The organism is Rhodococcus sp. C1 (genome assembly GCF_020809065.1).
Taxonomy (GTDB): Bacteria; Actinomycetota; Actinomycetes; order Mycobacteriales; family Mycobacteriaceae; genus Rhodococcus_F; species Rhodococcus_F qingshengii.
Genome location: NZ_CP078080.1, coordinates 5,124,557 through 5,151,407, shown reverse-complemented (window position 1 = coordinate 5,151,407; position 26,851 = coordinate 5,124,557). Strand labels below are relative to the sequence as shown.

General features: G+C 62.7%; 26 protein-coding genes. 18 read left to right on the top strand and 8 right to left on the bottom strand.

Features of this window, described 5'->3' with window-relative positions; translation table 11 throughout:
- Positions 1–24 precede the first annotated feature (24 nt).
- Complete coding sequence (locus tag KTR60_RS23675; protein ID WP_007731375.1) at positions 25–939, bottom strand: SDR family NAD(P)-dependent oxidoreductase; 915 nt, start codon at positions 937–939, stop codon at positions 25–27.
- 100 nt (positions 940–1,039) lie between these two features.
- Here KTR60_RS23675 and KTR60_RS23670 point away from each other — a divergent pair, with 100 nt between their 5' ends.
- Positions 1,040–1,657 carry a TetR/AcrR family transcriptional regulator gene (locus KTR60_RS23670; protein WP_007731377.1) on the top strand — a complete coding sequence of 206 codons (618 nt, stop codon included), beginning with the start codon at positions 1,040–1,042 and terminating at the stop codon, positions 1,655–1,657.
- Between the two features lie 301 nt (positions 1,658–1,958).
- Positions 1,959–3,110 (top strand): magnesium and cobalt transport protein CorA, encoded by a 1,152-nt coding sequence (locus KTR60_RS23665; RefSeq protein ID WP_007731382.1) that lies wholly within the window; start codon positions 1,959–1,961, stop codon positions 3,108–3,110.
- Between the two features lie 88 nt (positions 3,111–3,198).
- On the opposite strand, the gene KTR60_RS23660 is transcribed toward KTR60_RS23665, so the two are convergent.
- The gene (locus KTR60_RS23660; protein ID WP_007731384.1) at positions 3,199–3,816 is read right to left on the bottom strand and encodes a hypothetical protein; all 618 of its coding nucleotides are present in this window, start codon (positions 3,814–3,816) and stop codon (positions 3,199–3,201) included.
- A 109-nt stretch (positions 3,817–3,925) separates the two neighbouring features.
- Here KTR60_RS23660 and KTR60_RS23655 point away from each other — a divergent pair, with 109 nt between their 5' ends.
- From KTR60_RS23655 to KTR60_RS23595, 13 genes are all read left to right on the top strand, one after another.
- The gene (locus KTR60_RS23655; RefSeq protein ID WP_039973226.1) at positions 3,926–4,972 is read left to right on the top strand and encodes an ATP-dependent DNA ligase; all 1,047 of its coding nucleotides are present in this window, start codon (positions 3,926–3,928) and stop codon (positions 4,970–4,972) included.
- Positions 4,972–6,012 carry a non-homologous end-joining DNA ligase gene (ligD, locus tag KTR60_RS23650; protein ID WP_003940248.1) on the top strand — a complete coding sequence of 347 codons (1,041 nt, stop codon included), beginning with the start codon at positions 4,972–4,974 and terminating at the stop codon, positions 6,010–6,012. Before KTR60_RS23655 ends, ligD begins: the two co-directional genes overlap by 1 nt.
- A gap of 93 nt (positions 6,013–6,105) precedes the next feature.
- Positions 6,106–6,606, top strand: coding sequence for a DUF6764 family protein (locus KTR60_RS23645; protein ID WP_007731389.1), 501 nt, complete (start codon positions 6,106–6,108; stop codon positions 6,604–6,606).
- Positions 6,607–6,714: 108 nt separating this feature from the next.
- Positions 6,715–7,926 carry a serine hydrolase domain-containing protein gene (locus tag KTR60_RS23640; RefSeq protein ID WP_003940004.1) on the top strand — a complete coding sequence of 404 codons (1,212 nt, stop codon included), beginning with the start codon at positions 6,715–6,717 and terminating at the stop codon, positions 7,924–7,926.
- A gap of 15 nt (positions 7,927–7,941) precedes the next feature.
- Positions 7,942–8,160, top strand: a complete 219-nt coding sequence (locus KTR60_RS23635) for a dodecin (protein WP_003939815.1) — start codon at positions 7,942–7,944, stop codon at positions 8,158–8,160.
- Between the two features lie 10 nt (positions 8,161–8,170).
- A complete protein-coding gene (locus tag KTR60_RS23630; RefSeq protein ID WP_228401304.1) occupies positions 8,171–9,052 on the top strand; it encodes a hypothetical protein in 882 nt (293 codons plus the stop codon).
- Between the two features lie 81 nt (positions 9,053–9,133).
- Complete coding sequence (locus tag KTR60_RS23625; RefSeq protein ID WP_007731395.1) at positions 9,134–10,816, top strand: FAD-dependent oxidoreductase; 1,683 nt, start codon at positions 9,134–9,136, stop codon at positions 10,814–10,816.
- Between the two features lie 216 nt (positions 10,817–11,032).
- A complete protein-coding gene (locus KTR60_RS23620; RefSeq protein WP_064113418.1) occupies positions 11,033–11,956 on the top strand; it encodes a L,D-transpeptidase in 924 nt (307 codons plus the stop codon).
- 74 nt (positions 11,957–12,030) lie between these two features.
- Complete coding sequence (locus KTR60_RS23615) at positions 12,031–13,005, top strand: carbohydrate ABC transporter permease (protein WP_193594955.1); 975 nt, start codon at positions 12,031–12,033, stop codon at positions 13,003–13,005.
- Entirely contained in the window at positions 13,002–13,904 is a 903-nt protein-coding gene (locus KTR60_RS23610; RefSeq protein WP_003939837.1) for a carbohydrate ABC transporter permease, read from the top strand. The genes KTR60_RS23615 and KTR60_RS23610 overlap by 4 nt, the downstream gene beginning before the upstream one ends.
- 37 nt (positions 13,905–13,941) lie before the next feature.
- Entirely contained in the window at positions 13,942–15,273 is a 1,332-nt protein-coding gene (locus KTR60_RS23605; protein WP_003940485.1) for an ABC transporter substrate-binding protein, read from the top strand.
- A gap of 15 nt (positions 15,274–15,288) precedes the next feature.
- Positions 15,289–16,374 carry an ABC transporter ATP-binding protein gene (locus tag KTR60_RS23600; protein ID WP_007731405.1) on the top strand — a complete coding sequence of 362 codons (1,086 nt, stop codon included), beginning with the start codon at positions 15,289–15,291 and terminating at the stop codon, positions 16,372–16,374.
- A 16-nt stretch (positions 16,375–16,390) separates the two neighbouring features.
- Positions 16,391–16,717, top strand: a complete 327-nt coding sequence (locus KTR60_RS23595) for a YnfA family protein (RefSeq protein WP_003940244.1) — start codon at positions 16,391–16,393, stop codon at positions 16,715–16,717.
- A gap of 66 nt (positions 16,718–16,783) precedes the next feature.
- Here the strand turns inward: KTR60_RS23595 and KTR60_RS23590 are convergent, their stop codons facing one another.
- Entirely contained in the window at positions 16,784–18,742 is a 1,959-nt protein-coding gene (locus KTR60_RS23590) for a M13 family metallopeptidase (RefSeq protein WP_058037706.1), read from the bottom strand.
- Positions 18,743–18,854: 112 nt separating this feature from the next.
- Between KTR60_RS23590 and KTR60_RS23585 the strand changes: the two genes are divergently transcribed.
- The 3 genes from KTR60_RS23585 to KTR60_RS23575 are packed head-to-tail and all read left to right on the top strand — an operon-like array spanning position 18,855 to position 22,133.
- Positions 18,855–19,304, top strand: a complete 450-nt coding sequence (locus KTR60_RS23585; RefSeq protein ID WP_030535180.1) for a helix-turn-helix transcriptional regulator — start codon at positions 18,855–18,857, stop codon at positions 19,302–19,304.
- A 5-nt stretch (positions 19,305–19,309) separates the two neighbouring features.
- A complete protein-coding gene (locus KTR60_RS23580; protein ID WP_003940539.1) occupies positions 19,310–19,720 on the top strand; it encodes a VOC family protein in 411 nt (136 codons plus the stop codon).
- 52 nt (positions 19,721–19,772) lie between these two features.
- On the top strand, positions 19,773–22,133 hold the full coding sequence (locus KTR60_RS23575) for an ATP-binding cassette domain-containing protein (protein ID WP_007731409.1): 2,361 nt from the start codon (positions 19,773–19,775) through the stop codon (positions 22,131–22,133).
- A gap of 13 nt (positions 22,134–22,146) precedes the next feature.
- Here KTR60_RS23575 and KTR60_RS23570 read toward each other — a convergent pair whose 3' ends face one another.
- The 5 genes from KTR60_RS23570 to KTR60_RS23550 all read right to left on the bottom strand — a co-directional run bounded on the left by KTR60_RS23570 (position 22,147) and on the right by KTR60_RS23550 (position 26,779).
- Positions 22,147–23,130: a protocatechuate dioxygenase gene (locus tag KTR60_RS23570; protein ID WP_228401303.1), complete on the bottom strand. Its 984-nt coding sequence runs from the start codon at positions 23,128–23,130 to the stop codon at positions 22,147–22,149.
- A gap of 66 nt (positions 23,131–23,196) precedes the next feature.
- Positions 23,197–24,123 carry a PaaI family thioesterase gene (locus KTR60_RS23565; RefSeq protein WP_003940082.1) on the bottom strand — a complete coding sequence of 309 codons (927 nt, stop codon included), beginning with the start codon at positions 24,121–24,123 and terminating at the stop codon, positions 23,197–23,199.
- 44 nt (positions 24,124–24,167) lie between these two features.
- Entirely contained in the window at positions 24,168–24,950 is a 783-nt protein-coding gene (locus KTR60_RS23560; RefSeq protein ID WP_003940511.1) for a pirin family protein, read from the bottom strand.
- 115 nt (positions 24,951–25,065) lie between these two features.
- Positions 25,066–25,812 (bottom strand): pirin family protein, encoded by a 747-nt coding sequence (locus KTR60_RS23555; protein ID WP_003939960.1) that lies wholly within the window; start codon positions 25,810–25,812, stop codon positions 25,066–25,068.
- Between the two features lies 1 nt (position 25,813).
- A complete protein-coding gene (locus KTR60_RS23550; protein WP_007731415.1) occupies positions 25,814–26,779 on the bottom strand; it encodes a pirin family protein in 966 nt (321 codons plus the stop codon).
- Positions 26,780–26,851: the final 72 nt, after the last annotated feature.

Here is a 26,851-nt window from a genome sequence, read left to right as displayed (position 1 = left end):
CGATCAGTTGTCTGGTTGCCCTGCTCAGTTGCTGGGCTGCTCCGCCACGGCCTTCTCGACGAACCGGCGGGTCTGATCGAACGCCGCGGGCACCTGGACGGAATCGGTCATGTCACTGATCTCGGACCACCGTTCGGCGACGACCTCGGGCGAGAGTGCGCCTTCGGGGATGTAGACGCCCTGCGACTCCTCCATGCGAGCGATCGCGAAGACGCCGGCGCCGGCGCTGAGGATGGTCTTCGTCGGTGCGTCATCGGAGACCATGAACAGTGCGCCGGGTGAAATCGATTCGGGTGCAAGCAGAGCGAGAGTCTTCTCGTCGAGGAGGTCTTCGGTCATGCGGGTCGCGGCGGTCGGGGCCAGCGAGTTGACGCGGATGCCCTTGCGTTCGCCCTCGATGGCGAGAACGTTCATCAGGCCGACGACGCCGGACTTCGCGGCGCCGTAGTTCGCCTGGCCGAAGTTGCCGTAAATTCCCGATGCCGACGTAGTCATGAGGATGCGTCCGTAGTTCTGTTCGACCATGTGCGGCCAGACTGCCTTGGAACAGATGACGGAACCCATCAGATGCACGTCGATGACTTTGCGGAAGTCGTCGAGCTCGGCCTTGATGAACGACTTGTCGCGCAGGATTCCGGCGTTGTTGATCAGGATGTCCACGCGGCCCCACTTGTCCACGGCCGTCGCGACCATGGCGGCAACGGCGTCGACGTCGGTGATGTCGCAGTGGTCCGCGATGGCCTCGCCGCCCAGCTCGACGATTTCCGCCACTACTTTGGCTGCTGCGGTATCAGCGCCGCCACTGCCGTTGACCGAGCCACCCATGTCGTTGACGACGACGCGTGCGCCGCGTGCGGCGAGGGCCAATGCGTGTGAACGGCCGAGTCCGCCGCCTGCGCCCGTGATGATCGCTACCTTGCCGGAAAAATCCAACGACATTGGAAAACCTCTCTGATCTGGGATACTACTCAGTATTACTATGCGATGGCGTGGAAACAGTCAAGGGCCGGCAGGCAGTGTGAATGGGAGTGGAAGTCGAATGAGTAGTGATCTTCCGGACGTGCGATCCGCGATCATCACCAGCGCCGCCGACGCCTTTGCCGAAGACGGTTACGCGGCCACGACTGTAGATTTACTGGCCGATCGAATCGGCGCCACCAAAGGTCTTGTCTACTACCACTTTCGTTCGAAGTTCGACATCTACCTGGCAATCTACGAGCGCGGGATGAGCCTGCTCCGCGCTGAGGTCGAGTCTCGGATGGGCGGGGCAGAAAGCGGCCTCGCGCGTCTCGAAGCGATGTCGCACGCCCACCTGGTCAATCTCATGACACATCTCGGGTACCACCACACGATCCACCAAGGCGTCCGGGGCCAGATGAACTCCGCGCTCAAACCGAGACAACAGCAAGTCCTCGTGGAACTGAATTCGCTGCGACTCGATTACGAGAATCTGTTCGTCGACGTGATGACCGAAGGTGTCGCGGATGGTTCCATTCGTGCGGGCTCACCTCGAATGGCGGCAAAAGTCCTCCTCAGCAGTCTCAACGGCATCGACCTCTGGTACCGAAGGCGTGAAGGGCAGACTTTGGCGGAGACGGAGTCGTTGGCGGACCAGATCGTCGAACTGTTGATCGGCGGATTGCGCGCTGCGAACTGACTGAAAGCTGCATTCGTCGAGCGGGTTCCTCCGACCGGTTCGTGCTGTCCTGCGGCTTGTCGTTCGGTTTGTCCCGCTCTGACAGTCGGGGTAGCATGTTGGCGTCGTGCGCGGACTTGCGTAGGAATTCAGGGAAGAGGAGGTGTGGCTGTAATGCGTGGCCAACCTCCGAGTACCAACTGAAGCTGTAGCCGCCCGGGTTGATCCGGTATTTTGCTGCAGCTTCATCGTGTGTTCATCGGCTTCGGCTTTGCTGTGAAGCAAGCGTCGTCGTTCACTCTTCCCTCGAAAGCTGTTCAGCATGCGCGAATTTCGTCGTTCACGTTCGGTACTGCCGCGTCGTTCCGCGGGGCTCGGTGACTCACATCCCGGACACTCGCGTGCCGCACGCACCGTCGTCAAGGCTGCCCCGCCCGAGGCGGTGGCGCCCGTCGAATCGACCGTCGTCAACAGCGGCGTGTACCGCGACGGCGAGCGGATAGCGTCACCGTCCACGCTGGCGGAAGCACTGTCATGCCTTCCGGATTCGCAGTCGATGGCGTGGATCGGCATGTACCGGCCCGACGACGCCCAGTTGTATGCCGCTGCACAACATTTCGACCTCCACGAACTGGCGGTCGAGGATGCGATCGTCGCGCACCAGCGCCCCAAGCTCGAGCGCTACGGCAAGACACTGTTCGTGGTGCTGCGTGCTGCGCGGTACCGCGACGAGACCGAGCGGGTCGAATTCGGCGAGTTGCACATCTTCTGTGGTCCGAACTTCATTCTGACCGTCCGTCACAGTGAATCGCCGGATCTGTCGGCGGTGCGGACTCGCATGGAGAACGATCCTGACCTGTTGCGGTTGGGTACCGAGGCCGTTCTCTATGCCATTCTCGACGCAGTCGTCGACGGGTACGCCCCGGTGGTGGCCGGCCTGCAGAACGACATCGACGAGATCGAAACCGAAGTATTCAGTGGCGATCCCGGAGTTTCGCGTCGCATCTACGAACTGACCCGTGAGGTGATCGAATTCCAGCGGGCGACGCGTCCGCTGCTGGGAATGCTGCGTGGGTTGTCGGCAGGGTTCGACAAGTACCACACGGACGAGGAACTCCAGCGATACCTGCGCGACGTCACCGACCATGCGACGACTGTGGTGGAGCGGGCCGACGGCTTTCGTCAGTTGCTCGGAAACATCCTCACGGTGAACGCAACTCTGGTGTCGCAGAACCAGAACGAGGAGATGCGCAATCTGACGCAGGCAAGCTACGCGCAGAACGAGGAGATCAAGAAGGTCTCGGCGTGGGCGGCAATTCTCTTCGCGCCGACGCTCATCGGAACCGTGTACGGGATGAACTTCGACGACATGCCGGAACTGCACTGGCACTTGGGCTATCCGTTTGCGCTCTCGATGATGTTCCTGACCTGTGGAAGTCTCTACACGATCTTCAAGCGTCGGGGCTGGCTGTAGAAAGCGCCGGCTGTAGAAAGCGCTGTGCGCCTTGCCAACCGAGATCGGTTGGCAAGGCGCACAGGTGTTTTTCGGGAGGGCGCTCGAATCAGAGCGTTGCGACGCAGACCGTGAACTTACGTTCCGGGTGCTCGAATCCCGAGTCTGCCCCCGAACCGCATTCGTCGATCGACGTGGAGTTCTGCAGGATTTCGACGACCTCGACGACGTTGGTGCCGCTGGTATCCGAGCATTCGATGCGGGCGGGCTCATCCATTCCGCTGCCGAGGTCCATGCATCCGCCGACTACCCAGTCGACGTCGAGACAGACAGCGCCCTGCTCGTCACCCGCGAGGGTCTCGTAGTAGTACGAGTCGACGTCGGAGGCACACAGATCAGAGGTGGGAACCTTGGCGACCACCTTGTAGTTGGAATCCTTGCTACCGCAGTCCGCGTTGTCGATTTCTGCGGCCGTCGTGGTGCCTCCGAGCTTGACGCAATCACCGATCGACACGTCGATGTCGACGTCGCCGCCGTCGTCCGAGCCCTCCTGGCCGGTGATCTTCGAGGTGGTCGGGGCCGCGGAGGTAGTGGTCGAATCGGCAACCGAGGAAGATGATTCCGCAATGGCTTTCGGCTCGATGTCGGAACCGCAACCGACGGTGAAGGCGGCGATTGCAGAAGTTGCGATCACCGCAGTGCAAAGTCGCCGGACGATTCCGGACATAAGGACCCCTTTGTTGATTCTTGGATAATTCTGTTGGTTCGTGGATTGTTCGGGACCTATTCCAATACATCGGTAGTCGAATTGCCAACCGGACTGTCAGTATGGGTAGGTGGAGCTACCCCTGATGCCGCCGCTTGCCCCGATGCTCGCGAAGGCTGCGGCCACTGTGCCGCCTCAGCCCGAGTCCGGTGACCCGACGTGGTCGTACGAGCCGAAATGGGACGGATTTCGAGCAATCATCTTTCGTGACGGTGACGAAGTGGTGCTCGGATCGCGAGGAGGAAAGGACTTGGCGCGGTACTTTCCCGAGGCGGTGGAAGCCGTCAAGTCTGAATTGCCCGAAAAATGTGTGGTGGACGGAGAACTGGTGGTTCCCCGTGAGATCGACGGTGTGACGCGCCTGAGTTGGGAAGCGCTCTCCGAGCGGATTCACCCCGCCGCGAGCCGCGTCGCATTGTTGTCGGAACAGACGCCCGCGCAATTTGTCGGGTTCGATTTACTGGCGCTCGGGGATCGCGACGTCTCGATCGAGGACTTCGGGGTTCGACGTGCGTTGCTCCTCGATTGCGTCGGTGGCGGGCCGAGTTGCCACGTCACGGCAGCGACGGCCGACAGCGCCGAAGCAATGGCCTGGTTCGAAACCTTCGAAGGCGCGGGTCTCGACGGGGTTGTCGCCAAGAAGCTGGCGGGACCGTACCTGCCGAACAAGCGCGAGATGATCAAGGTGAAACACGCCAGGACCGCGGATGTCGTACTGCTGGGCTACCGTCCCCACAAGAGTCAGCCAGGTATCGGGTCGATGCTTCTTGGTCTGTACGACGGTTCCGAATTGAAGATGGTCGGTGGCGCTTCTGCTTTCACCGCGGCGCGGCGGATCGAGTTGTTGGCCGAACTCGAACCTTTGCGCCTCGGGGACGACGTTGTAGCCGAGGGAGAGGCCAGCCGGTGGAGATCGGCCGCAGACCGCTCCTGGATTCCGCTTCGTCCTGAGAGGGTGCTCGAAGTGGCGTACGACCAGATGGAAGGGGAACGCTTTCGGCACGCTGCACGATTCCTGCGCTGGCGTCCGGACAGGGTGCCCGACGAATGCACATTCGATCAGTTGGAGGTTCCGGTGCGATACGACTTCGCGGATGTTCTTGCAGGCGGTAAGTGATGGCGAGCCCGGCAGAGGAACTGGACGTCGACGGGATCGCGGTCCGATTGTCGAGCCCGGACAAGATCTACTATCCGCAGTTGGGTGAGGACGGCGGAACCAAACGGCATCTTGTCGAGTACTACCGAACGGTGGCGCTGCAGGGTGCAGCGTTGCGGGCGCTCCAAGATCGGCCCACGCATCTTCAGCGATTCCCCGACGGCATCGAGGGCGAAGAGGTTTACCAGAAGCGGCTGCCGGCAAAGCGGCCCGAGCACGTCGAATCCTGCGAGGTCACGTTCCCGTCGGGTCGCAAGGCCGACGTCCTTCGAGTGCGAAGTGCTGCGAACATCGTGTGGGCCGCCAATCTCGGGACTGTCACGTTTCATCCCTGGGCCGTGCGGTGCCCGGACACCGACCACCCGGACGAACTGCGCATCGATCTCGATCCGCAACCGGGGACCGGGTTCGACGAGGCCGTTGCCATCGCGGACGAGGTCCTTCGCCCTCTGCTCGCCGAGTTGGGATTGGAAGGATTTCCCAAGACGTCCGGTGGCCGAGGCCTTCACGTCTACATCCCGCTCGAGGCGCGCTGGGATTTTGTCGAGGTCCGCCACGCGGGTATCGCCCTCGCCCGTGAAGTCGAGCGTCGTAGTGCCGATCGCGCCACAACCGCGTGGTGGAAGGAAGAGCGGGGTGAACGGATCTTCATCGACTTCAATCAGAATGCCCGTGACCGGACGATCGCGGCGGCGTATTCCGCTCGTAAGACGCCGATCGCAACTGTGTCGACGCCGGTGACCTGGGACGAACTGCGCGACGTGCATCCAGACGACTGCACCATCGCCACGGTTCCCGGCTTGCTCGCCGATCGTGGTGATCCGATGGAAGCCATGCACGACAAGGCCTTTGCCCTCGATGTTCTGTTGGAGATGTGGGAGAAGGATCTGGCGGCGGGACTGGGCGATCTGCCGTACCCGCCGAACTATCCCAAAATGCCCGGTGAACCCAAACGTGTTCAACCGAGCAAGGACCGCGATCGGAAGAACAAAGACGGGTAGCGTCAGAGGCGGACATATCGGGTAATTCGATCAGACGTCGAATGTACGGTCACGTCGAATGCACTGTGGGGGTTGGATATGGATCGCCGGAAAATGCGAGCAGCAAGCTTAGCGGCGGGCGGTGTGATTCTTGCCGCCTTCGGATTGTCACTCGGTAGCGGAACAGCGTCTGCCGCGACGTTGGATTGTTCGGCGCGCGGGCAAGATCAGACGATCGTCGACGGGTCATCCGCATGCCGAGCGGTGGCAGATCCCTCCAGTTACGCGATTTCACACGTCGAGGGCGACGGCGTCGGCGTCGCGGATTCTCGAGACGGCGGCAGGTCGGCAGGCCTCGGCCTCTTCGGCGGCGTTGCTGCGGCGGAGTCACGCGGTGGGTTACTTGCCGCGGTCGCGTACGGCCCGGGTTCGCTCGCACTCGGTCGCACCGACTCCTCACCCTTTGCCGTGGTGCTCAGCGGACCTGGCGGCAGAGCGGCAGTGGGTGACGCGGACGTCGGGGCGATCTGCTCAGGTGGTCCCACCCTTGTTTTCAATATCGCCACAGGTCAGGGATGTTTCAGCGACGGCACTTCGACGTGGGTCACCCCGTGAGGGCACCCCGGCCCTGAGCCTCTTGCGTGACAGTGGTCACAATGGTGTCAAGCTCCTGCCACCGATCGGGTGACCGGACAACTTGATCAGCGGGGATCGGAGGACGCGATGACTCCCAGTGCACGACGGGGTTCGCTCGCCCGGGTGGAGGTGCCTTCGCGCACCGAGCTGTACGTGGACCGGCGATTCCTTCCCTTGGCCGACCGCTTTTTCGCGATGTATCGCCAACCGCAACAAGGCGGCGGCGCGCTGGTCGTGTACCTGGGAGGCGAGAAAGTTCTCGACATCTGGGCCGGCAATGCCGATCGTGATCGGCGCTGGGACCACGACACGGTGTCGCTGTCGTTCTCGACCGGCAAAGGCGTCGCCAGCACCGTCGTTCACCGACTCGCCGAACGTGGGTTGATCGACTACGACGCCCCGGTTGCTCGGTACTGGCCTGAATTCGCGGCGGCCGGCAAGGACAAGATCACCGTCCGTGAACTGATGTCACATCGCGCGGGCCTTCACCGAGTTCGCGGCTTGATGCCGCATCCCCTCGACCTGATGGACTACGACGCGGTCGTTGCCGCCCTGGCTGCCGAGAAACCGGATCCGCGTCGGCTTCGAGGCCCCGGCTATCACGCTGTGACCTACGGCTGGTTGGTAGCCGAACTTGTGGCCAGGGTGTCCGGTCAGCCGTTCATCGACGTCGTACAAGCGGAGATAGCGAAGCCCCTCGGAGTCGACGAATTCTGGTACCGCGTACCCGAAACCGAGCGTCCACGGATCGCGAAGCTGTTCCCACATATCAACCCTGCCGGCTTGAACTGGGCCTTCGCGTCGACCGTGCTCTCACACGTCGGTCCGACTCGCGGACTCGCGGAGGCCGCGATGCCGGACGGTTTCGACGTCATGGTGCGCAACCCGGCTGTCCACGACGCCGTCATGCCGGGCTGGAACGGAGTGTTCAGCGCGCGTGCTCTCGCGAAGATGTACGGCGCCATCGCGAACGGCGGCGTGATCGACGGGAAGCGGTTCCTGAAGGAATCGACCATCGACCAGATGTCGACCATCCAGACTCGCGATCGGGATTACGTGCTGGCGGTGCGGCCCAACTGGACTCTCGGTTACCACCCGCCGATCATTGCCGCGCGGCGGCAGCCGCGGAATGCGATAGGCCACTACGGAGTCGGCGGTTCAGGCGCGTATGCGGACCTGTCCAGCGGACTCTCGCTCGGTTTCACCACCAACAGGTTGGGTAGTGCTGTGACAGCTCTCGGTGATCTTCGCCTTGCGAGGCTCGGTGCCGAGGCGCAGGAGTTGGTTCGTCGAATCTGACACGAAGGGAATGCCATGAGCAGCAACGTGTACCGGGTGACCGAGATCGTCGGCTCGTCCACCGAGAGCAGTGACGCGGCAATTCGCACCGCCATCGCCCGGGCGAACGAGACGGTGCGCAACCTCGAATGGTTCGAGGTGGTGGAAACTCGCGGTCACATCGAGAACGGCGCCGTGGCGCATTTCCAGGTCACGTTGAAGGTCGGCTTCCGGCTCGACGGCGACGAATCTTGAGTCGTCGTTCATGAGTGTTGATCTCAGGGCGGCCGTCGGGTTCATGGCGGGACATGCCAGAACTCTCGATCGGCATCGACTGAATTTGATTCTCGGACAGGGTGACCGGACCGCGGCATTGGCGGCTGTGGACAGTTATCGCAACCCGGACGGTGGGTACGGCTGGGGACTCGAACCGGATCTTCGCTCGGCATCGAGCCAACCTGGCGGCGCGCTGCACGCCTTCGAAGCCTTTGCCGACATCGGAACGCCGACGCCCAGAGCCGTCGAGCTGTGCGGTTGGTTGCAGACCAATTCGCTGGCAGGCGGCGGTTTGCCCTTTGCCTTTCCGATTGCCGACCCGGCCGGTTGTGCGCCCTTCTGGGTGAGCGCGGATCCGTTGGCGCCGTCGTTGCAGATCACCAGCATCGTGTGTGCTGCAGCGGCTCGCGTCGCCGAATTCGACGAGGCCGTCGCCGAACATCCGTGGTTCGCCTCTGCCGTTCGATATTGCCTCGACGCGATCGACGGGGCGGATTCTCTGCATGCCCTCGAGCTGGCCTTTGCCTTGCAGTTTCTCGACCCGGTTCACCGGAACAGTCCCGAAGCGTCGTCGTTGGTGAGCACTCTTGGTTCGCGTATCCCGGCTGACGGCTTGGTTCACGTGGACGGGGGAGCCGAGGGCGAATTCATGCGGCCCCTCGATTTCTCACCGCTTCCCGGCGGCCCGACCCGCGCGTTGTTCGACGCATCAGTGATCGAGTCCGAACTGTCTGCGCTCGCTGCGCGACAACATGGCGACGGCGGTTGGGCGGTGGATTTCGACAGCTATTCGCCCGTCGCGGCGTTGGAATGGCGAGGTCACGCCACCGTGCAGGCGGTGTGGCTGCTGAAGCGCAATGGGGTGATCTGAAAACGATTCTCGCGCCAAATTGGAACACGTTATAGTCTGGGAACCAGTTCGAGCTTCGTGTTTCAGGGATAGGGGAATGTCATGGCGTATGTGATCACGCAGCCGTGCTGCAACGACGCCTCGTGTGTTGACGTGTGTCCGGTCAATTGCATTCACCCGACACCGGACGAAGCCCCGTTCGCGACCACCGAAATGCTCTACATCGATCCCGACACCTGCATCGATTGTGGTGCGTGTGTGGACGAATGCCCGGTCGAGGCGATCTTCCCGGACAACGAACTCGACGAGGACGACGCGCCGTACCTGCAGATGAACGCGTCGTACTTCGAGAAGCATCCGATGGGCCCGGATTGGCCCGAGCCGATCACGATGGCCAAGATCGATCCCGAACTGGGAACGCTGAAAGTAGCGATCGTCGGCTCCGGCCCGGCCGCCTGCTACGCGGCGATGGAACTGACCGGCAAGCCTCGCGTCGAGGTCGACATGTTCGATCGACTTCCCACTCCATACGGTTTGGTGCGCGCCGGCGTGGCGCCGGATCATCCCGGAACCAAAGGCGTCACCGATCAGTTCCGCGCCGTGGTCGCGAAGAAGACTGTGCGCTGCCACTTCAACGTCGAGGTGGGCACCCACATCTCGCATTCGGAACTCTTGGACCATCACCACGCAGTGATCTACGCGGTGGGCGCTGCCGGGGATCGCAAGCTCGAGATCCCGGGCGAGGATCTGCCGGGAAGTCACGCCGCCACCGAGTTCGTCGCCTGGTACAACGGCCACCCGGGATATGCCGATCGGACTTTCGATCTGTCCGGCGAGCGAGCGGTGATCGTCGGAAACGGCAACGTCGCACTCGACGTCGCACGCATCCTGGTGACCGACCCTGACCAGCTTGCGAAGACGGACCTCGCCGAGCATGCATTGGAAGCGCTGCGGAACAGCAAGATTCGTGAGGTGGTCATTCTCGGGCGTCGTGGGCCGGCGCAGGCCGCGTACACCAATCCCGAACTGTTGGCGCTCGGACAGATGGCGAACGTGGACGTAGTCGTCGACCCGATCGAAGCCGAACTCGACGAGGCCAGTCAGGCGTTCGTGGACAGCGATGCCGCCGAGCCGTCCGTCCTGCTCAAGGTCAAGCAGGCGCAGGAATTTGCTTCGCGTACCGCAGATCCTTCTCGCAAGCGGATCGTTCTCCGGTTCCTCACCTCTCCCGTCGAGGTCCTCGGCGACGGTGCAGTCTCACAGGTGCGGATCGTGAAAAACGAATTGGTGGCAACGCCGACCGGTCAGCTCTCCGCCCGGCCTACCGAAACCGAGGAGACGATCGACACTTCACTGGTGCTTCGGTCGGTCGGATACCGCGGCACACCGATGGCCGACTTGCCCTTCGACGACGCTCGCGGCGTGATCCCCAACGAGAACGGCAGAGTAATCGACACCGAGACCGGCACGCCGATCCCGGGTGTCTACGTCGCGGGTTGGATCAAGCGCGGACCGACTGGCGTGATCGGCACCAACAAGTACTGCTCCGCCGAGACCGTGTCGATGATCTTCGACGACTTCGCTGGTGGGCGCCTCGCCACCCCGACCGAGGATGCCGACAAGTTGCAGGTTTTGTTGGCAGACCGGTCGCCGGATCAGGTGGACTATCAAGGTTGGCAGCGGATCGACAAGGCAGAACGCGCATCCGGTGCCGCAACCGGACGGCCGCGAACCAAACTCATCTCCATCGAATCCATGTTGGCGGCTGCCCGCAGCGAGGGATAGCAACGTTTGGGCGAACATCCGAATTGCTCGATTGCCGCATTTGTGTGTTAATGACTATGGAAATGCGCGGTTTGCTCTCTTCGGCGTGCTCGGGTGTGTAGGTGTGCTCCGAGCGGGTGTGTCCGAATGGTGCATCGGCATCGGTACCAGGCGGGTATCGATGCCGGCCGCGCAAACTCCACGTGAGTACGTGGTCATTCGAGCGAAGGTAGTGACATGGGCAGCAAACAGGGTCGTCGGACGTCACGGGTTGCCGTGGCAATCGTCGGAGCGGTGGCTGCCGGCCTGGCTCTCGCCGGACCTTCCGCGGCCGTTCCTCTCTTCCCCGGTGGACCGGACATTCCGTTGCCCGTCATTCCCGGCGTTCCGTACCTCGATCCGGCGATTCCGGTTCCGGGCATCCCGGGTACGCCGATCCAGGCGCCCATCGGCGCTCCCAACTTCTCCGCGCCGTCGCTCAATCCGTCCGCGGGCGAGACCGTCGGTATCGCGCAACCGATCATCATTCGATTCAACGAGGCCGTCGGCGACCGTGCTACGGCCGAACGCGCGATTCGCGTGACCACCGATCCGCCGGTCGAGGGCAGCTTCTACTGGATCAACGACAGCCAGGTCCGTTGGAAGCCGACACAGTTCTGGCCGGCGAACATCTCCGTGACCGTCGACGCCGGTGATTCGCACTCCACGTTCAACATCGGTGACGCACTCGTCACCGTCGCGGACGACAACACCAAGCAGGTCACCGTCACCCGCAACGGTGAGGTCGTGCGCACCATGCCGACGTCGTTCGGCAAGCCGGGTCACGAAACACCGAACGGCACGTACATCGTCGGCGAGCAGTTGCGCGACATGTACATGGATTCGTCCACGTACGGCGTCCCGATCGATTCTCCCGAGGGTTACCGCACCTACGTCGAGTACGCGACACGAATTTCCTACAGTGGCATCTTCGTCCATGCCGCTCCGTGGTCGGTTGCGCAACAAGGTTTCACCAACGTCAGCCACGGCTGCCTCAATGTCAGCACCGAGGACGCCAAGTGGTTCTTCGAGAACGCAGGCAAGGGTGACCCGGTGATCGTGCAGAACACCGCAGGTGGAGTCCTCAGCGGCGCCGACGGATTGGGCGACTGGAACCGCTAGACATCGACGAGGAAGGCCCTGCGCGAGAAGTATTCGCGCAGGGCCTTTTTCGTGTCGCGTTCAGCTCGAGTGTCTTGTACGTTCACCATTCATTCGTTGCGGGCGGTCAGACTGCCTCAGTGAGATCGAGTCCGGAAAGAACGCTGCCCACTTCAGGCAAGCCAGGTCTGTGGGGCAGACCATGGCGTGATTACGCGCTCTTCGCGCTCTTGGTCGGCCCCAATCTCGCGTTGCTGATCTTGTTCACCTATCGCCCGCTGGTGGACAACATCCGACTTTCGTTCTTCGACTGGAACATTGCGGACCCGAAGGCGACGTTCATCGGGCTGAGCAACTACCGCGAGTGGTTCGGACGAAGCGACACCTGGGAGATCGTCACCAACACAGTGATATTCACGTTGGTTACAGTGGTGGGTTCGATGGTCATCGGTTTGGCGTTGGCCATGCTGCTCGATCGCAAGCTCGTCGGGCGAAACCTGGTTCGGTCGGCCATCTTCGCGCCGTTCGTGATCTCCGGTGCAGCGATCGGTGTCGCGTTTCAGTTCGTCTTCGACCCCAACTTCGGCCTGATCCAGGATCTCCTGCACCGTGTCGGACTCCAATCGCCCGACTTCTATCAGGATCCCCACTGGGCGCTGTTCATGGTGACGGTGACATACATGTGGAAGAACCTCGGGTACACGTTTGTCATCTATCTCGCTGCACTGCAAGGAGTTCGGCAGGAGCTGAACGAAGCTGCCGAAATCGACGGCGCCAAGCCGTGGACCAAGTTCCGCCGGGTGCTCCTACCTCAGTTGCGCCCGACGACGTTCTTCCTCTCCATCACCGTCATGCTCAACTCGCTCCAGGTCTTCGACATCATCAACGTCATGACCCGTGGTGGCCCGCTGGGTACGGGGACGACGACGATGGTCTACCAGGTGTACAACGAGACGTTCCGAAACTTCCGGGCGGGCTACGGTGCGACGGTTGCCACCATCATGTTCCTGATCCTGCTGATCATCACCGTCTACCAGGTTCGTGCCATGGATCGGGGAGAAGAGAAATGACAGCGGTAGAGGAAAAGAAAAGCGCTGCTCCGACTTCCGTCGTTAGGCCGGGGCCGGACCGCAAGAACGTGGACCGGCGTGAGGTCGGTGTGAAGATCCTCGGCTATGCGGCAATGGTGATCGCGTTGGTCATCATCGTCCTGCCGCTCTACTGGATCGTGATGACCTCGTTCAAGGAGCGCCCGGAGATCTACACGCAGCCGGCAACGTGGTGGCCGTCGTCGCTGCATCCCGAAAACTATTCGGAAGCAACCACATCGGTCCCGTTCTGGATGTTCTTGCGGAACTCGATAGTGATCACGACGATTCTGTCGGCGGCGAAGTTCGTTCTCGGGACTCTCAGCGCCTATGGGCTTGTTTTCCTGCGCTTTCCGGGGAAGAACTTCGTCTTTCTCGGAATCATCGCCGCATTGATGGTTCCGAACCAGATCACCGTGATCTCGAATTACGCGCTCGTGGCAGAGTGGGGCTGGCGTAACACGTTCCAGGGCATCATAGTTCCGCTCGCGGGTGTAGCCTTCGGTACGTTCCTCATGCGCAACCACTTCCTCTCGATCCCTTCGGAGATCGTCGAGGCGGCGCGGATGGACGGAGCCGGCCACTGGCGGTTGCTCTGGCGCGTGGTGCTCCCCGTTTCCGGACCCACGATGGTGGCGTTCGGCATCATCACGGTGGTCAACGAATGGAACGAGTACCTGTGGCCGTTCCTCATGTCCGACGATTCCTCGGTAGCGCCGCTGCCGATCGGATTGACCCAACTGCAGAACAACGACGGACTTACCAACTGGGGTCCGGTCATGGCAGGAACGGTGCTGACGATGCTACCGATCCTGGTGATTTTCCTTCTGCTGCAACGACACATGATCAAGGGCCTCACCTCCGGTGCGGTCAAGGGCTGACAGCTTTCCCGTCACATTTCTTTCTCGAGGAGCAGTAATGGCAAACATGAACAGGCGCGGATTCTTGAGCCTCGGCGGTGCAATCGCCGCCGGCGCCGCACTGACCGCGTGCGCGGGATCCGGCGGGTCGAGCGCTGATGCTGCGGGAACATCCGGTGCGTCGGGTGATTCCAACACCATCACCTTCTGGTCGAACCATCCGGGTAAGTCCACCGACGTGGAGAAGGAACTGATCAACCGCTTCCAGACCAAGTACCCGGACCTGAAGGTCAACTTGGTGGACGGCGGCAAGAACTACGAAGAGGTGGCACAGAAGTTCAACGCTGCCCTCTCCGGTGGAGATGTGCCCGATGTGGTTGTGCTGTCGGATGTCTGGTGGTTCAACTATGCACTGGCCGGGGCAATCGAGCCGCTCGACGGACTCTTCTCCGAGGTGGGGGTCGACTCGGCCGACTACGTCGATTCACTGCTCGCCGACTACCTGTTCCAGGGCAAGCACTATGCGCTTCCCTACGCGCGGTCGACGCCGTTGTTCTACTACAACAAGGCGGTCTGGTCGCAGGCAGGTCTTCCCGACCGTGGGCCGGCGACATGGCAGGAGTTCGACGAGTGGGGACCCGAGCTGCAGAAGGTCGTGGGCAACGGCAAGTTGGCACACGGGTGGGGCAACGCGAAGGATTACCTCGGCTGGACCTACGAAGGCCCAATCTGGACGTTCGGCGGCTCGTACTCCGACCAGTGGAATCTGCAGCTCGACAACGAGAAGACCATTGCCGCAGGGCAGTTCCTCTCCAGCATGATTCACGACAAGAAGTACGCCGCGGTCTCCACTGACATCGCAAACGAATTCGGTACCGGCATTCTGGCGTCGACCATCGCGTCGACGGGCGATCTGTCCGGCATCAAGAAGACTGCCAACTTCGACTTCGGCACCGCTTTCCTCCCGGCAGTGGACGGAACTCCCGGTTGCCCCACCGGCGGTGCCGGGCTTGCCATCCCGTCCAAGATCTCCGATCAGCGTAAGAAGAACGCGCTCAAGTTCATCGACTTCATCACCAATGGTGAGAACACGGCGTACTTCTCGCAGAACGTCGGCTACATGCCGGTCCGCAAGTCGGCAACCTCGGAGCCGAGCATGAAGGCGTTCCTCGACGCGAACCCCAACTCCCGTACCGCTGTGGATCAGCTCTCGCGTACGCGCTCGCAGGACTACGCACGCGTGTTCGTCCCGGGTGGGGATCAGATCATCGGCACCGGACTCGAGCAGATCGCTCTCCAGAAGGCCGACGTCGCATCGACATTCGCCGGCGTTGCCACGCAGTTGCAGCAGATCATCGACCGGCAGATCACCCCCAAGCTGCCGAAGTAGTAGGAGAGAACACTCATGGCCAACGTGCAATTCGCGGGAGTCACGCACCGCTACGAAGGAACTGATCGACCGGCAGTCGACCGTCTCGACCTCGACATCGCCGACGGTGAGTTCCTGGTACTCGTAGGACCTTCCGGTTGCGGTAAGTCCACCAGCCTCCGAATGCTCGCCGGTCTCGAGTCCGCGTCGGACGGTCGGATCGAGATCGGCGGCACGGACGTCACGCACCTCGCTCCGCGAGCACGTGACGTCGCCATGGTGTTTCAGAGTTACGCGCTGTACCCGAACATGACCGTCGAGCAGAACATGGGCTTCGCGCTCCAGAATGCCGGAGTGGGAAAGACGGAGCGCCGGGAGCGGGTACTCGAGGCCGCGCGGATGCTCGAACTCGAACCCTTGCTCGGACGGAAACCGGCAAAGCTGTCGGGCGGGCAACGTCAGCGAGTTGCCATGGGTAGAGCCATCGTTCGCCATCCCAAGGTGTTCTGCATGGACGAACCACTCAGTAATCTGGACGCCAAACTGCGCGTCAGCACACGGTCGCAGATCGCCGCCCTACAGCGTCGACTCGGCACCACGACGGTCTACGTCACCCACGATCAGGTCGAGGCGATGACGATGGGGGACCGAGTGGCGGTGATGCTGGACGGTCGCTTGCAGCAGGTGGCGAAGCCGCGCGAACTCTACGACAACCCCGTCAACACCTTTGTGGCCGCCTTCATCGGATCGCCCGGCATGAACCTGATCGAAGCGCCGGTCGAGGGAACCGTCGCAGTGCTCGGTGATCTGCGGATTCCGCTGCCCACCGGGGCGTCCGAGCGGGAGCGGGTCGTCGTGGGAGTGCGCCCGGAATCGTGGGATCTGGTGGGAGCGTGGCGAAAGGGCTCGCTGGCCGTGGATGCCGATCTGCTCGAAGAGTTGGGAGCCGAATCGTTCGTCTATGCAAAGGGTGCCCCGGATTCGCAGTGGCAGAGCCGATCCGGTCGAATCGTCATTCGCGTCGACCGGAAGATGTCGGTGGCACCGGGGGAGTCGCTTCATCTGCTGCCCAAGGCCGGCGAGGTGTACTTCTTTTCCGCGGAGACCGGAGTACGTCTGTAGCGATACTGTGTGCGGCATGACCGTCGCACGTTCGCTGTTGCTGTTCGTACTCGCCGCGCTGCTCGAAATCGGGGGCGCGTGGTTGGTGTGGCAGGGAATTCGCGAGCACAAGGGATGGATCTGGGTGGGGCTCGGCGTCATCTCGCTCGGCCTCTACGGTCTGGTCGCCACCATGCAACCCGATGCGAACTTCGGGCGCATCCTCGCCGCGTACGGCGGGATCTTCGTCGCAGGTTCACTGCTGTGGGCGGTGGTGATGGACGGATTCCGCCCGGATCGTTTCGACATCGCCGGTGCGCTGATCTGTCTGGTCGGCGTCGGGGTGATCATGTACGCCCGGTAGGCCTTCGGCCCCGTGCGCGCTCAGGGAGTCCAGGGGTCCCTAAGCGCACACAGGGGCTTGCCCCTGCTACCAGATCTTCACACGCTTCTCCGGCTCCAAATACAGTGCGTCACCGGGCTTGACGTCGAACTCCTCGTGGAACGTGTCGAGGTTTCGGACGACGCCGTTGCACCGGAACTCCGGCGGCGAGTGCGGGTCGACGGCCAGACGGCGAAGCGCTTCGGCCTCACGGGCCTTCGTGCGCCATACCTGCGCCCACCCGAAGAACACGCGCTGCAAGCCGGTGAGTCCGTCGATGACCGGAGGTTCGGTACCTTCGGTCGCGATCTTGTACGCCGCGATCGCGATCGACAGCCCGCCGAGGTCGCCGATGTTCTCGCCGATCGTGAACTCGCCGTTGACGTGGTGGCCCGGCAGTTCCTTGGGCTCGAACTCGTTGTACTGCTCGATGAGAGCCTTTGTGCGCTTGCCGAATTCGCTGCGGTCCTCGTCGGTCCACCAGTCGACCATGTTGCCGTCGCCGTCGTACTTGGCGCCCTGATCGTCGAATCCGTGACCGATCTCGTGGCCGATGACGGCGCCGATGCCGCCGTAGTTGGCAGCGTCGTCGGCTGCCGCGTCGAAGAACGGCGGCTGGAGAATGGCTGCGGGGAAGACGATTTCGTTCATGCCCGGGTTGTAGTAGGCGTTGACGGTCTGCGGCGTCATGAACCACTCGTCACGGTCGACGGGGCCGCCCAGCTTGGCCAGGTCACGGTCGTACTCGGCGGCGTATCCGCGACGGTAGTTGCCCACCAGGTCGGTTGCCGAGATCTCGAGTCCGGCGTAGTCGCGCCACTTGTCGGGGTAACCGATCTTCGGGGTGAACTTCTCGAGCTTGGCCAATGCAGCCTCACGAGTCTGCGGGCTCATCCACTCGAGGTCGGAGATGTTGCGGCGGTACGCCTCCTGCAGGTTTGCGACCAGTTCCAGCATGCGGGTCTTCGCCTCTGCGGGGAAGTGTCGATCGACGTAGAGCTTGCCGACGGCCTCGCCGAGCAGATCCTGGACCAGGCTTACCCCGCGCTTCCAGCGCTCACGGTTCTCTTCGGTCCCGGACAGTGTGGTGCCGTAGAAAGCGAAAGTCTCGTCGACCAGGGCCGAATGCAGATAAGGGGAGCGGGCATGAAGCACCTTCCACGCCGCCCATGCCTTCCAGTCGTCCAGTGACTCCGACGCCCAGAGTGCGGTGAAGGTGTGCAGGAAATCGGGCTGGCGGACCACGATCTCGGCGAACTTCTCCGAATCGGCGCCGAGACCCGACAGCCACGCAGCCCAGTCCAAACCGGGGTTCTGCTCGGTCAGTTCCTCGAAGCCCACCAGGTTGTAACTCAAATCTGCGTCACGACGCTTGACGACGTCCCAGTGCCCGGCCGCGATCTTCTTCTCGAGTTCGAACACACGCTGGGCGTCGTACCCGACGCCGGCCAGGGTGAACATCTTGTCGATGTGCGCGACGTACTTCTCGCGGATCTCCGCGTAGTTGTCCTCGCGGTAGTACGACTCGTCGGGGAGGCTGATTCCCGACTGGCTGAAGTGGATCAGGTACCGCTCGGAGTTCTTGGCATCGGTGTCGACGTAATGCGAGATGGCACCGCCGACGCCGACGCGCTGGTGGCGTCCGATCACGGTGGCCAGCGACGACCGGTCCGGCGCATCGGCGACGGCGTCGAGCTCGTCGTCGATGGGGCCGAGGCCTGCGGCCTCCACGGCGTCGGCGTCCATGAAGCTCGAGTACAGGTCGCCGATGCGCTGTGCATCGGTACCGGCGGCCGAGTTGGACTCCGCGGCTTCGGTGATGATGGTCTGTACGTCTTCTTCGGCCTTGTCGTAGAGCGTCCGGAAGGCCCCGTCGACTGCGCGGTCTGCCGGAATCTCGTATTCGGCGAGCCATTTTCCGTTGACGTGGACGAACAGATCGTCCTGCGCCCGTGTGTCGCCGTCGAGGTGGGTGAGGTCGATGCCTGAGCGATGAGCCGTGGTCATTTCTCCATCCTTACACGATCATGACGAACTGCTCGGTGTGTGCGCGATCGCTCCACGCCGAGTTCATCTCTTGTGCTGGGCAACGTCGGTATGGCATGGCACGATCGAATACGTGACCAGCAGACCTGCCGCAGATCCGCACCTGCAGGACCTCGCGCGACTACGACGTGTGCGAGACCGTATCGACCGGGAGTACGCGCGGCCTCTGGACGTGGAGGCGCTCGCGCGGGGAGTGAACATGTCTGCGGGGCATCTCAGTCGCCAATTCCGTCAGGCATACGGAGAACCGCCGTACGCCTACCTGATGACCAGGCGAATCGAGCGAGCGATGGCGTTACTGCGGCGCGGAGACCTCAGTGTCACGGACGTCTGCTTCGAGGTCGGTTGCAGCTCTCTCGGCACTTTCAGCAGCAAGTTCACCGAATTGGTGGGGGTTCCGCCCAGTGTCTATCGGCGCGAGGCCGAGCAGTCGACGGCAGGAATGCCGTCCTGCGTGTCCAAACAAGTCACCAGACCGATCAGGAATCGAGAAGCGCAGACCGCGCAGCCGCAATTAACGTGATCGCCATGGACATCACCATTCACTCGAGTTTCCTTCCGCAGGACGACCCTGAAGCCGCCCTGAACTTCTATCGCGACACGCTCGGCTTCGAGGTTCGCAACGACGTCGGCTACGACGGGATGCGTTGGATCACGGTGGGGCCGCCCGGCCAGCCCGGCACCTCCATCGTGCTGCATCCGCCGGCCGTCGATCCCGGAATCACCGACGAGGAGCGCCGCACCATCATCGAGATGATGGCCAAGGGCACCTACGGCGGACTTCTCCTGGCCACCAAAGATCTGGACGACACGTTCGAGCGGCTTCAGGCCGGCGACATCGACGTCGTCCAGGAACCGACCGAGCAGCCGTACGGCGTTCGCGATTGCGCCGTCCGGGACCCAGCGGGAAACCTGATCCGTATTCAAGAACTGCGCTGAGCCCGTCAACTGCGCTGAGACCGTCGGCGATCGACTGACAGATGGAGACACGATGACTGCCTTGCACACCGCAGACAGCCACGATTTGATCCGCGTGCAAGGCGCGCGGGTGAACAACCTCGAAGACATCAGTGTCGAGATCCCGAAGCGGAGGCTGACGGTATTCACCGGCGTCTCCGGTTCGGGGAAGAGTTCGCTGGTGTTCAGTACGATCGCCGCGGAATCGCAGCGGATGATCAACGAGACCTACAGCGCTTTCGTTCAAGGATTCATGCCGACGCTCGCGCGGCCGGACGTCGATGTTCTCGACGGCCTGACCACCGCGATCATCGTCGATCAGCAGCGGATGGGAGTCGACCCGCGCTCGACCGTCGGAACCGCCACCGACGCCAACGCGATGCTCCGCATCCTGTTCAGCCGTCTCGGAAAGCCTCACATCGGTTCGCCCCAGGCGTTTTCGTTCAACGTGGCCTCGATCTCCGGAGCAGGCGCGGTCACGATGGAACGCGGCGGACGTCAGACGAAAGAGCGTCGCAGCTTCAAGATCACCGGCGGCATGTGTCCGCGGTGTGAGGGACGAGGGGCGGTCAACGATTTCGATCTGACCGCGTTGTACGACGACACCAAGTCGCTCAACGAGAGTGCGATCACGGTGCCCGGTTACAGCATGGAGGGTTGGTACGGCCGGATCTATCGCGGCTGCGGCTTCTTCGATCCCGACAAGCCGATCAAGAAGTACACCAAGAAGGAACTGAACGATCTGCTCTACAAAGAGCCGACCAAGATCAAGGTCGAAGGCATCAACCTGACGTACACGGGTCTGATTCCGCAGATTCAGAAGTCGTTCCTGGCCAAGGACGTCGACGCGATGCAGCCCCACATCCGGGCTTTCGTCGAGCGGGCGATCACGTTCACCACCTGCCCCGAATGCGACGGGACGCGACTGAGCGAGGGGGCGCGGTCGTCGAAGATCAAGGGCGTCAACATCGCCGACGCCTGCTCGATGCAGATCAGCGATCTCGCGGAATGGGTCAGCGGACTGAAGGAACCGTCGGTCGCGCCGTTGCTCACGACGCTCGGTGAAACGCTCGACTCGTTCGTGGAGATCGGACTCGGCTACCTCAGTCTCGATCGGCCGTCGGGAACCCTCTCCGGCGGTGAAGCTCAGCGCACCAAGATGATTCGTCACCTGGGTTCCTCGCTCACCGACATCACGTATGTTTTCGACGAGCCCACCACCGGCCTGCATCCGCACGACATCGCGAGGATGAACGACCTACTGCTGCGCCTGCGGGACAAGGGCAACACCGTGCTCGTGGTCGAGCACAAGCCGGAGACGATCGTGATCGCCGATCACATCGTCGACCTCGGTCCGGGTGCGGGTAGCGCCGGCGGAAACGTCTGCTTCGAGGGCACCGTCGACGGTTTGCGTGCCAGCGACACCGTAACCGGCCGTCACTTCGACGACCGGGCCGCAATCAAAGAGACCGTGCGGGAGTCCACCGGAGCAATCGAGATTCGTGGAGCGAACTCACACAACCTGCAGGACGTCGACGTCGACGTACCGCTCGGCGTCCTGGTCGTGGTCACCGGTGTCGCCGGGTCGGGCAAGAGTTCGCTGATCCACGGCTCGCTCGCGAAACGCGAAGACGTGGTGTCGGTCGATCAGAGCGCGATCCGCGGCTCGCGTCGGAGCAACCCGGCGACGTACACGGGGCTGCTCGACCCGATTCGCAAGGCATTCGCCAAGGCCAACGGCGTGAAGCCGGCGCTCTTCAGTGCCAACTCCGAGGGCGCCTGCCCGACGTGCAACGGCAACGGCGTCATCTACAGCGACCTGGCGATGATGGCCGGCGTTGCCACTCTCTGCGAGGAGTGCGAGGGCAAGCGCTTCCAAGCCGAGGTACTCGAATACAAATTCGGTGGCAAGGACATCAACGAGGTTCTCACGATGTCGGTGGCCGAGGCCGAGGAGTTCTTCGGCGACGGTGAGGCCAAGACCCTCGCTGCGCACAAGATCCTCGTCCGACTGGTCGACGTGGGGCTCGGATACCTCACGATCGGCCAGCCGTTGACGACGCTGTCGGGCGGTGAGCGTCAGCGCATCAAGCTGGCAACCCACCTGGGTGAGAAGGGCGGCGTGTACGTCCTCGACGAGCCGACCACCGGACTGCACCTGGCCGACGTCGAGCAGTTGCTCGGCCTGCTCGATCGACTGGTCGATTCCGGCAAGTCAGTCATCGTGATCGAGCACCACCAAGCGGTGATGGCACACGCAGACTGGATCATCGACCTCGGCCCTGGTGCGGGTCACGACGGCGGTCGGATCGTCTTCGAGGGCACTCCCGAGGAGCTCGTCGCCGACGGCTCCACCCTCACCGGAAAGCACCTCGCGGCATACGTCGGCAGCTGACCGGGCTCCTACCTCAGGCGTCGATACCCAGGTTGATGACGGCGAGGTAGGACCCGTCCGACTGCTTTTCGACGGTCATGAGGCCGGTGTCGTCGTAGATGCCGTCACTGGCGTTGTTCGTGTTGTTCTCACGACCGGTGTGCTCGCTGTACGGGGACTGCGAGTACACCTCGTCGAGAAGGGTCTCGTCGAAGAAGGTCTGCGACGTGAGGACCGTCTTCTTGTCGATGTGAACCTTGACGTGGATGTGGGTGGTGCGGCCCATGTACCAGCCGGGGAAGATCGTGGTGAACTGTGCGATGCCGTTTGCATCGGTGGTCTGCGCCCCGCGCAGATAGGTACCGTCGTCGGTGGTGGTGGCTTCGGTGTCGCCGACGCTGTACGAACCGTCGGAGGTCTCACCGGACCCTCCCATGCCGCCGCCCATTCCGCCGGGGGCGCCTGACGGTGGTTCGCCCATTCCGCCTCCGGGTGCACCTGACGGAGGTTCACCCATCCCGCCGGCCGGGGGAGTTCCGCCACCGCCGCCGCCGTTGGCGCTCAGCGAACCGGATTCGAAGCCGGAGTACACGCCGCCGGCGTCGCAGTGCCAGATCTCGACGACGGCGTTACTGACCGCGCCGATGCTGCCGTCGACGTTGCACTGGCTGTTGTCCTGCACGCGCATCGCAACCTGCAGCGTGGTGCCCGGACGGTCCTCGCGGATGTCGCCGCGAATGGAGTCGACGTCGAACCAGTAGGGACCCTGCGTCTCTTCCTTGCTCATGACACACTGCGGTGCTTTGGCCAGAAGTGCGGTGACAGCGTCGCCGGACGTGGCCGCGGCGGAAGTGCCGGAAGTGTTTGTCGTCGACGCAGCCGCAGCCGAAGTCGTCGTGGCGGTGCCACTGTTGCCGGAGCACGCTGCGATGAGCCCGCCGAGACTGATGGTTCCGCCGAGGGCGAGAGCCCGCCGACGGCTCACGCGCAGCCTGCTCGCTTCGATGTCTTTGTTCACGCCGCTGTACCTCCATTGTGTGGGCTGTTGTCTCAATGGTGGACGGGCGACCTGGTGCGGAACTGGTTATCCGCTGTGAACTTGCTGGGAGAGCATCTGGATGCTCGAGGTGGCCCGTACGTAGACCTGTCCGCCGGCGTCGACGATGCGCGTTTCGATCAGCGCGAGCCTGCGCCCGGCACGAATCACGGAGGCCTCGGCGCGCAAGACCGGCCCGCCGATGTCGGGTGAGCGCAGGAAGTCGATCTTGTGGTCGAGGACGCGATAGTCCTGGTCGACGCTGGTCAGGGTCTGGGCAGACAGGCCAGTGATGGCGTCGACTGCCGAGATGAGGACACCGCCCTGAACGGCGCCCAACGGGTTGGCCATCCAGGCCACGGGTGCGAACTCACCGACGACGGAACCCGGGGTCACGTCGACGACAGCAAGATCGAGGAGACCGGCGAGTGGACCGCGTTCGAGTTTGCCGTCGCGGATTCCTTCGACGACGTCGGACCCGGACAACCCGCTCAGGTCGCTTGTCTTCTCCGGCGTCGGGACGGGCAGCGGCTCGCCCTCCACGTAGTCGTCGATTCCCACGACGGGGGGACGCGAGACCACCATGGCGCGACCGGCCATCACTGCCAGAAGGGTGCCGTTCTCGTCGCGAAGTTGCCCGGATGCGAGTCCGACGCCGTCGTCGAGATGCACGAGTGTTCCGGTGGCACCGACGTCCGCGACGTCGGGGATGTCGGCGCCCGCACTGACCGTGACCTGCGCGAGCACGGACTGATGGCCCGAGGTCAGTCCCGAGTACACCGCGCCACCCATGGCACCGTCGATCATGACTCCGATGGAACCGAGCACGGTCTTGCCACGGTGATCGTGGAATCGCTCGCCGACGGCCTGCGCGAAGGCCAGGTCCCCGGGCTCGACCGAAACGGCGCGCACACCCATCAATGTGTTGAGTGGGTCAAGCTTCTTGACGGGCGCGGCGGAGTTGTCGATGCTCATCCGTCGAGTATCTCCAGCGCGCCGAGTCCTGCCGAGACCGGGTCTCAACCACCGATACGTGAATGCATCTCCCAGACGAGGACTTCGGCCCCGGCGTCGGAGGTCAGCTGCTGGCCACCCGAATCGCTCAACCGGACAGCATCGCCCTCGTACAGTGTGCCGACGCCCTCCATCTCGGCAGTGCCCTGCGCGACGAAGACGTGCAGGAACCGTGCGCCCGGAAGATTCACGGAGGTGCCCGGCAGAATGCGTGCGACATGCATGGCGGCGTTCTTGTTGTTGATGCGAATCGCCGAATGATCCTTGTAGCGCTCCATCCCGGAGGCAACCGGGATCAGACCGCCGCGCAGCAGTTCGTCGTCGATCTCGAGCTGTTCGTAACCGGGGGTCAGTCCACCTTCGTCCGGTACCACCCACATCTGAATGAAATGCACGGGGTCGGAATGCTGTTCGCCGCCGATACGCCACGAATCGTTCTTCTCACTGTGCATGATTCCGGTACCGGCGCTCATGCGCTGGGCGAGTCCCGGATAGATGACGCCGGTGTGGCCGATGGAATCCTGGTGCACGAGCGAACCGCGAAGCACCCAGGTCACGATTTCCATGTCCTTGTGCGGATGGGTGTCGAAACCGGTTCCCGCCAGTACGGTGTCGTCGTTGTTGACGAGCAGCAATCCGTGATGAGTGTTGTCCGGATCGTAGTGCTGTCCGAACGAGAACGAATGTTTCGAATCCAGCCAGGAGACGCGGGATTTCAAGCGATCGCCGGAGCGGTGCACATCGATGTGCGGTGTCGTCCGTGGGGCCTGTGCTCGACCAGATGCCATGGCTCCTCCTTCTGTACCACCGGGATCCACCACAATCGGGATCCGCCACTACCGGCATCCACCCTACGACGAACCTGCTGTGTAGTCCGAACATTGGGCGTACTCGGTGGTGTCGTCAGTTCGTCGACGCGTGCATCTCCCACACGAGTATCTCCGCATCGCCGATTCCCTCGACTCGTTGACCGCCAGTATCCTTGAGTCGCAACGAATCTCCCGGACCGAGCAATCCGACTCCCTCGACGTCGACAGTGCCACCGGCGATGAAGCCGTGCACGTACGGCGCATCCGGGAGAGATACCGACCCACCGGTCTCGAGGCGAGCAACATGCAGTGCCGCATGTTTGTTGTGCAAGCTGATCGCGCTGTGGTCGCGATGCGCGGGCATCCCCGACGCCAGGGTGATCAGGCCACCGCCGTCGAGTTCGGAGTTGATGTCGAGTTCCTGATAGCTCGGAGTCACTCCGGATTCGTCCGGGGGTATCCACATCTGGACGAGGTGAACGGGCTCGGTGACACGCGAGCCGTCGGCCCGGAAGCGATCGTTGCGCTCGGAGTGCAGGATTCCGGTACCGGCGCTCATTCTCTGCGCGAGTCCGCGATGGATGACCCCGGAGTGCCCAGCGGAATCCTGGTGAACCAGAGATCCGCTGAGCACCCACGTCACGATCTCGGTGTCGCGGTGCTGATGAGTGTCGAAACCGTAGTCGGCTTCGATGATGTCGTCGTTGTTCACCAACAGAAGTCCATGCGCGTACGCGGCGTGATCGAAGTTTCCGGCGAAGGGGAAACTGTGACGCGCCGTGAGCCAGCCGTAGTTGAGATGCGCGCGTTCGTCAGCTCGCTGGACGACTACCGACGACATGTCAGCTCAGCGTCTCGTGTGCCGCCGGGATGGATCCCAGGCGTCCGGCCTGGAAGTCCTCGAAGGCCTGCATGACCTCGGACTTGGTGTTCATGACGAACGGCCCGGCCATCGCGATGGGCTCACGAATCGGTTTGCCGCCGAGGATGAATACCTCGAGAGATTCGGTCCGTGAATCCTGGCGATCGGAGGCGGCGACGGTGATGGAGTCACCGCGTCCGAAGACAGCTGTCTGTCCGACACGAATGGGCCGACGCTCTGCCCCGACCGTGCCTTCGCCGGCGAGCACGTAGACGATCGCGTTGAACTCGGGGTTCCACGGAAGCGTCAGGCTCGCACCCGGGGCCACAGTCGTGTGGGAGAGCGCGATCGGTGTGTACGTCGAACCAGGTCCGGCGTGGCCGGCGATGTCTCCGGCGATGACGCGTACCAAGGCTCCGCCGTCCGGCGAGGAAAGCAGGGCCACCTTGTTACCGGTGATGTCCTGGTACCGCGGAGATGCCATCTTGTTGTCGCGAGGCAGGTTGACCCACAGTTGGACGCCGTGGAAAAGGCCGCCGCTGAGGACGAGGTGCTCCGGCGGAGTTTCGATGTGGAGGATGCCGCCACCCGCGGTCATCCACTGGGTGTCGCCGCCGCCGATAATGCCACCGCCACCATTGGAGTCCTGGTGCTCCATGATGCCGTCGATCATGTAGGTCACGGTTTCGAAGCCGCGGTGCGGGTGCCACGGTGTGCCCTTGGGTTCTCCGGGTGCGTAGTTGACTTCGCCCATCTGGTCCATGTGGATGAAGGGATCGAGGGCGGAGAGGTCGATGCCGGCGAAGGCGCGGTGAACGGGAAAGCCTTCACCTTCGTATCCGACCGGTGCGGTGGTGATGCTCTTGACAGGGCGGTCGACTGCTGACTCTGCCGGCTCGTCGAGACGGGGCAGGGCCAAGATGTTCTCGACTGTCACAGCAGGCATGTCGTACTCCTTGTATCCGTGAAGCTGATGTCAGGTAGTTGATTGTTCAACTATCTCATTCGGAGTCAACAA

Coding starts and splice junctions, on each gene's coding strand:
- KTR60_RS23590 (WP_058037706.1), bottom strand. CDS start 18,742: ATGACCACGGCTCATCGCTCAGGCATCGACCTCACCCACCTCGACGGC.
- KTR60_RS23555 (WP_003939960.1), bottom strand. CDS start 25,812: ATGTCGTCGGTAGTCGTCCAGCGAGCTGACGAACGCGCGCATCTCAAC.
- KTR60_RS23580 (WP_003940539.1), top strand. CDS start 19,310: ATGGACATCACCATTCACTCGAGTTTCCTTCCGCAGGACGACCCTGAA.
- KTR60_RS23665 (WP_007731382.1), top strand. CDS start 1,959: ATGCGCGAATTTCGTCGTTCACGTTCGGTACTGCCGCGTCGTTCCGCG.
- KTR60_RS23645 (WP_007731389.1), top strand. CDS start 6,106: ATGCGAGCAGCAAGCTTAGCGGCGGGCGGTGTGATTCTTGCCGCCTTC.
- KTR60_RS23595 (WP_003940244.1), top strand. CDS start 16,391: ATGACCGTCGCACGTTCGCTGTTGCTGTTCGTACTCGCCGCGCTGCTC.
- KTR60_RS23550 (WP_007731415.1), bottom strand. CDS start 26,779: ATGCCTGCTGTGACAGTCGAGAACATCTTGGCCCTGCCCCGTCTCGAC.
- KTR60_RS23605 (WP_003940485.1), top strand. CDS start 13,942: ATGGCAAACATGAACAGGCGCGGATTCTTGAGCCTCGGCGGTGCAATC.
- KTR60_RS23630 (WP_228401304.1), top strand. CDS start 8,171: ATGAGTGTTGATCTCAGGGCGGCCGTCGGGTTCATGGCGGGACATGCC.
- KTR60_RS23670 (WP_007731377.1), top strand. CDS start 1,040: ATGAGTAGTGATCTTCCGGACGTGCGATCCGCGATCATCACCAGCGCC.
- KTR60_RS23610 (WP_003939837.1), top strand. CDS start 13,002: ATGACAGCGGTAGAGGAAAAGAAAAGCGCTGCTCCGACTTCCGTCGTT.
- ligD (WP_003940248.1), top strand. CDS start 4,972: ATGGCGAGCCCGGCAGAGGAACTGGACGTCGACGGGATCGCGGTCCGA.
- KTR60_RS23660 (WP_007731384.1), bottom strand. CDS start 3,816: ATGTCCGGAATCGTCCGGCGACTTTGCACTGCGGTGATCGCAACTTCT.
- KTR60_RS23600 (WP_007731405.1), top strand. CDS start 15,289: ATGGCCAACGTGCAATTCGCGGGAGTCACGCACCGCTACGAAGGAACT.
- KTR60_RS23565 (WP_003940082.1), bottom strand. CDS start 24,123: ATGAGCATCGACAACTCCGCCGCGCCCGTCAAGAAGCTTGACCCACTC.
- KTR60_RS23675 (WP_007731375.1), bottom strand. CDS start 939: ATGTCGTTGGATTTTTCCGGCAAGGTAGCGATCATCACGGGCGCAGGC.
- KTR60_RS23575 (WP_007731409.1), top strand. CDS start 19,773: ATGACTGCCTTGCACACCGCAGACAGCCACGATTTGATCCGCGTGCAA.
- KTR60_RS23625 (WP_007731395.1), top strand. CDS start 9,134: ATGGCGTATGTGATCACGCAGCCGTGCTGCAACGACGCCTCGTGTGTT.
- KTR60_RS23635 (WP_003939815.1), top strand. CDS start 7,942: ATGAGCAGCAACGTGTACCGGGTGACCGAGATCGTCGGCTCGTCCACC.
- KTR60_RS23560 (WP_003940511.1), bottom strand. CDS start 24,950: ATGGCATCTGGTCGAGCACAGGCCCCACGGACGACACCGCACATCGAT.
- KTR60_RS23620 (WP_064113418.1), top strand. CDS start 11,033: ATGGGCAGCAAACAGGGTCGTCGGACGTCACGGGTTGCCGTGGCAATC.
- KTR60_RS23640 (WP_003940004.1), top strand. CDS start 6,715: ATGACTCCCAGTGCACGACGGGGTTCGCTCGCCCGGGTGGAGGTGCCT.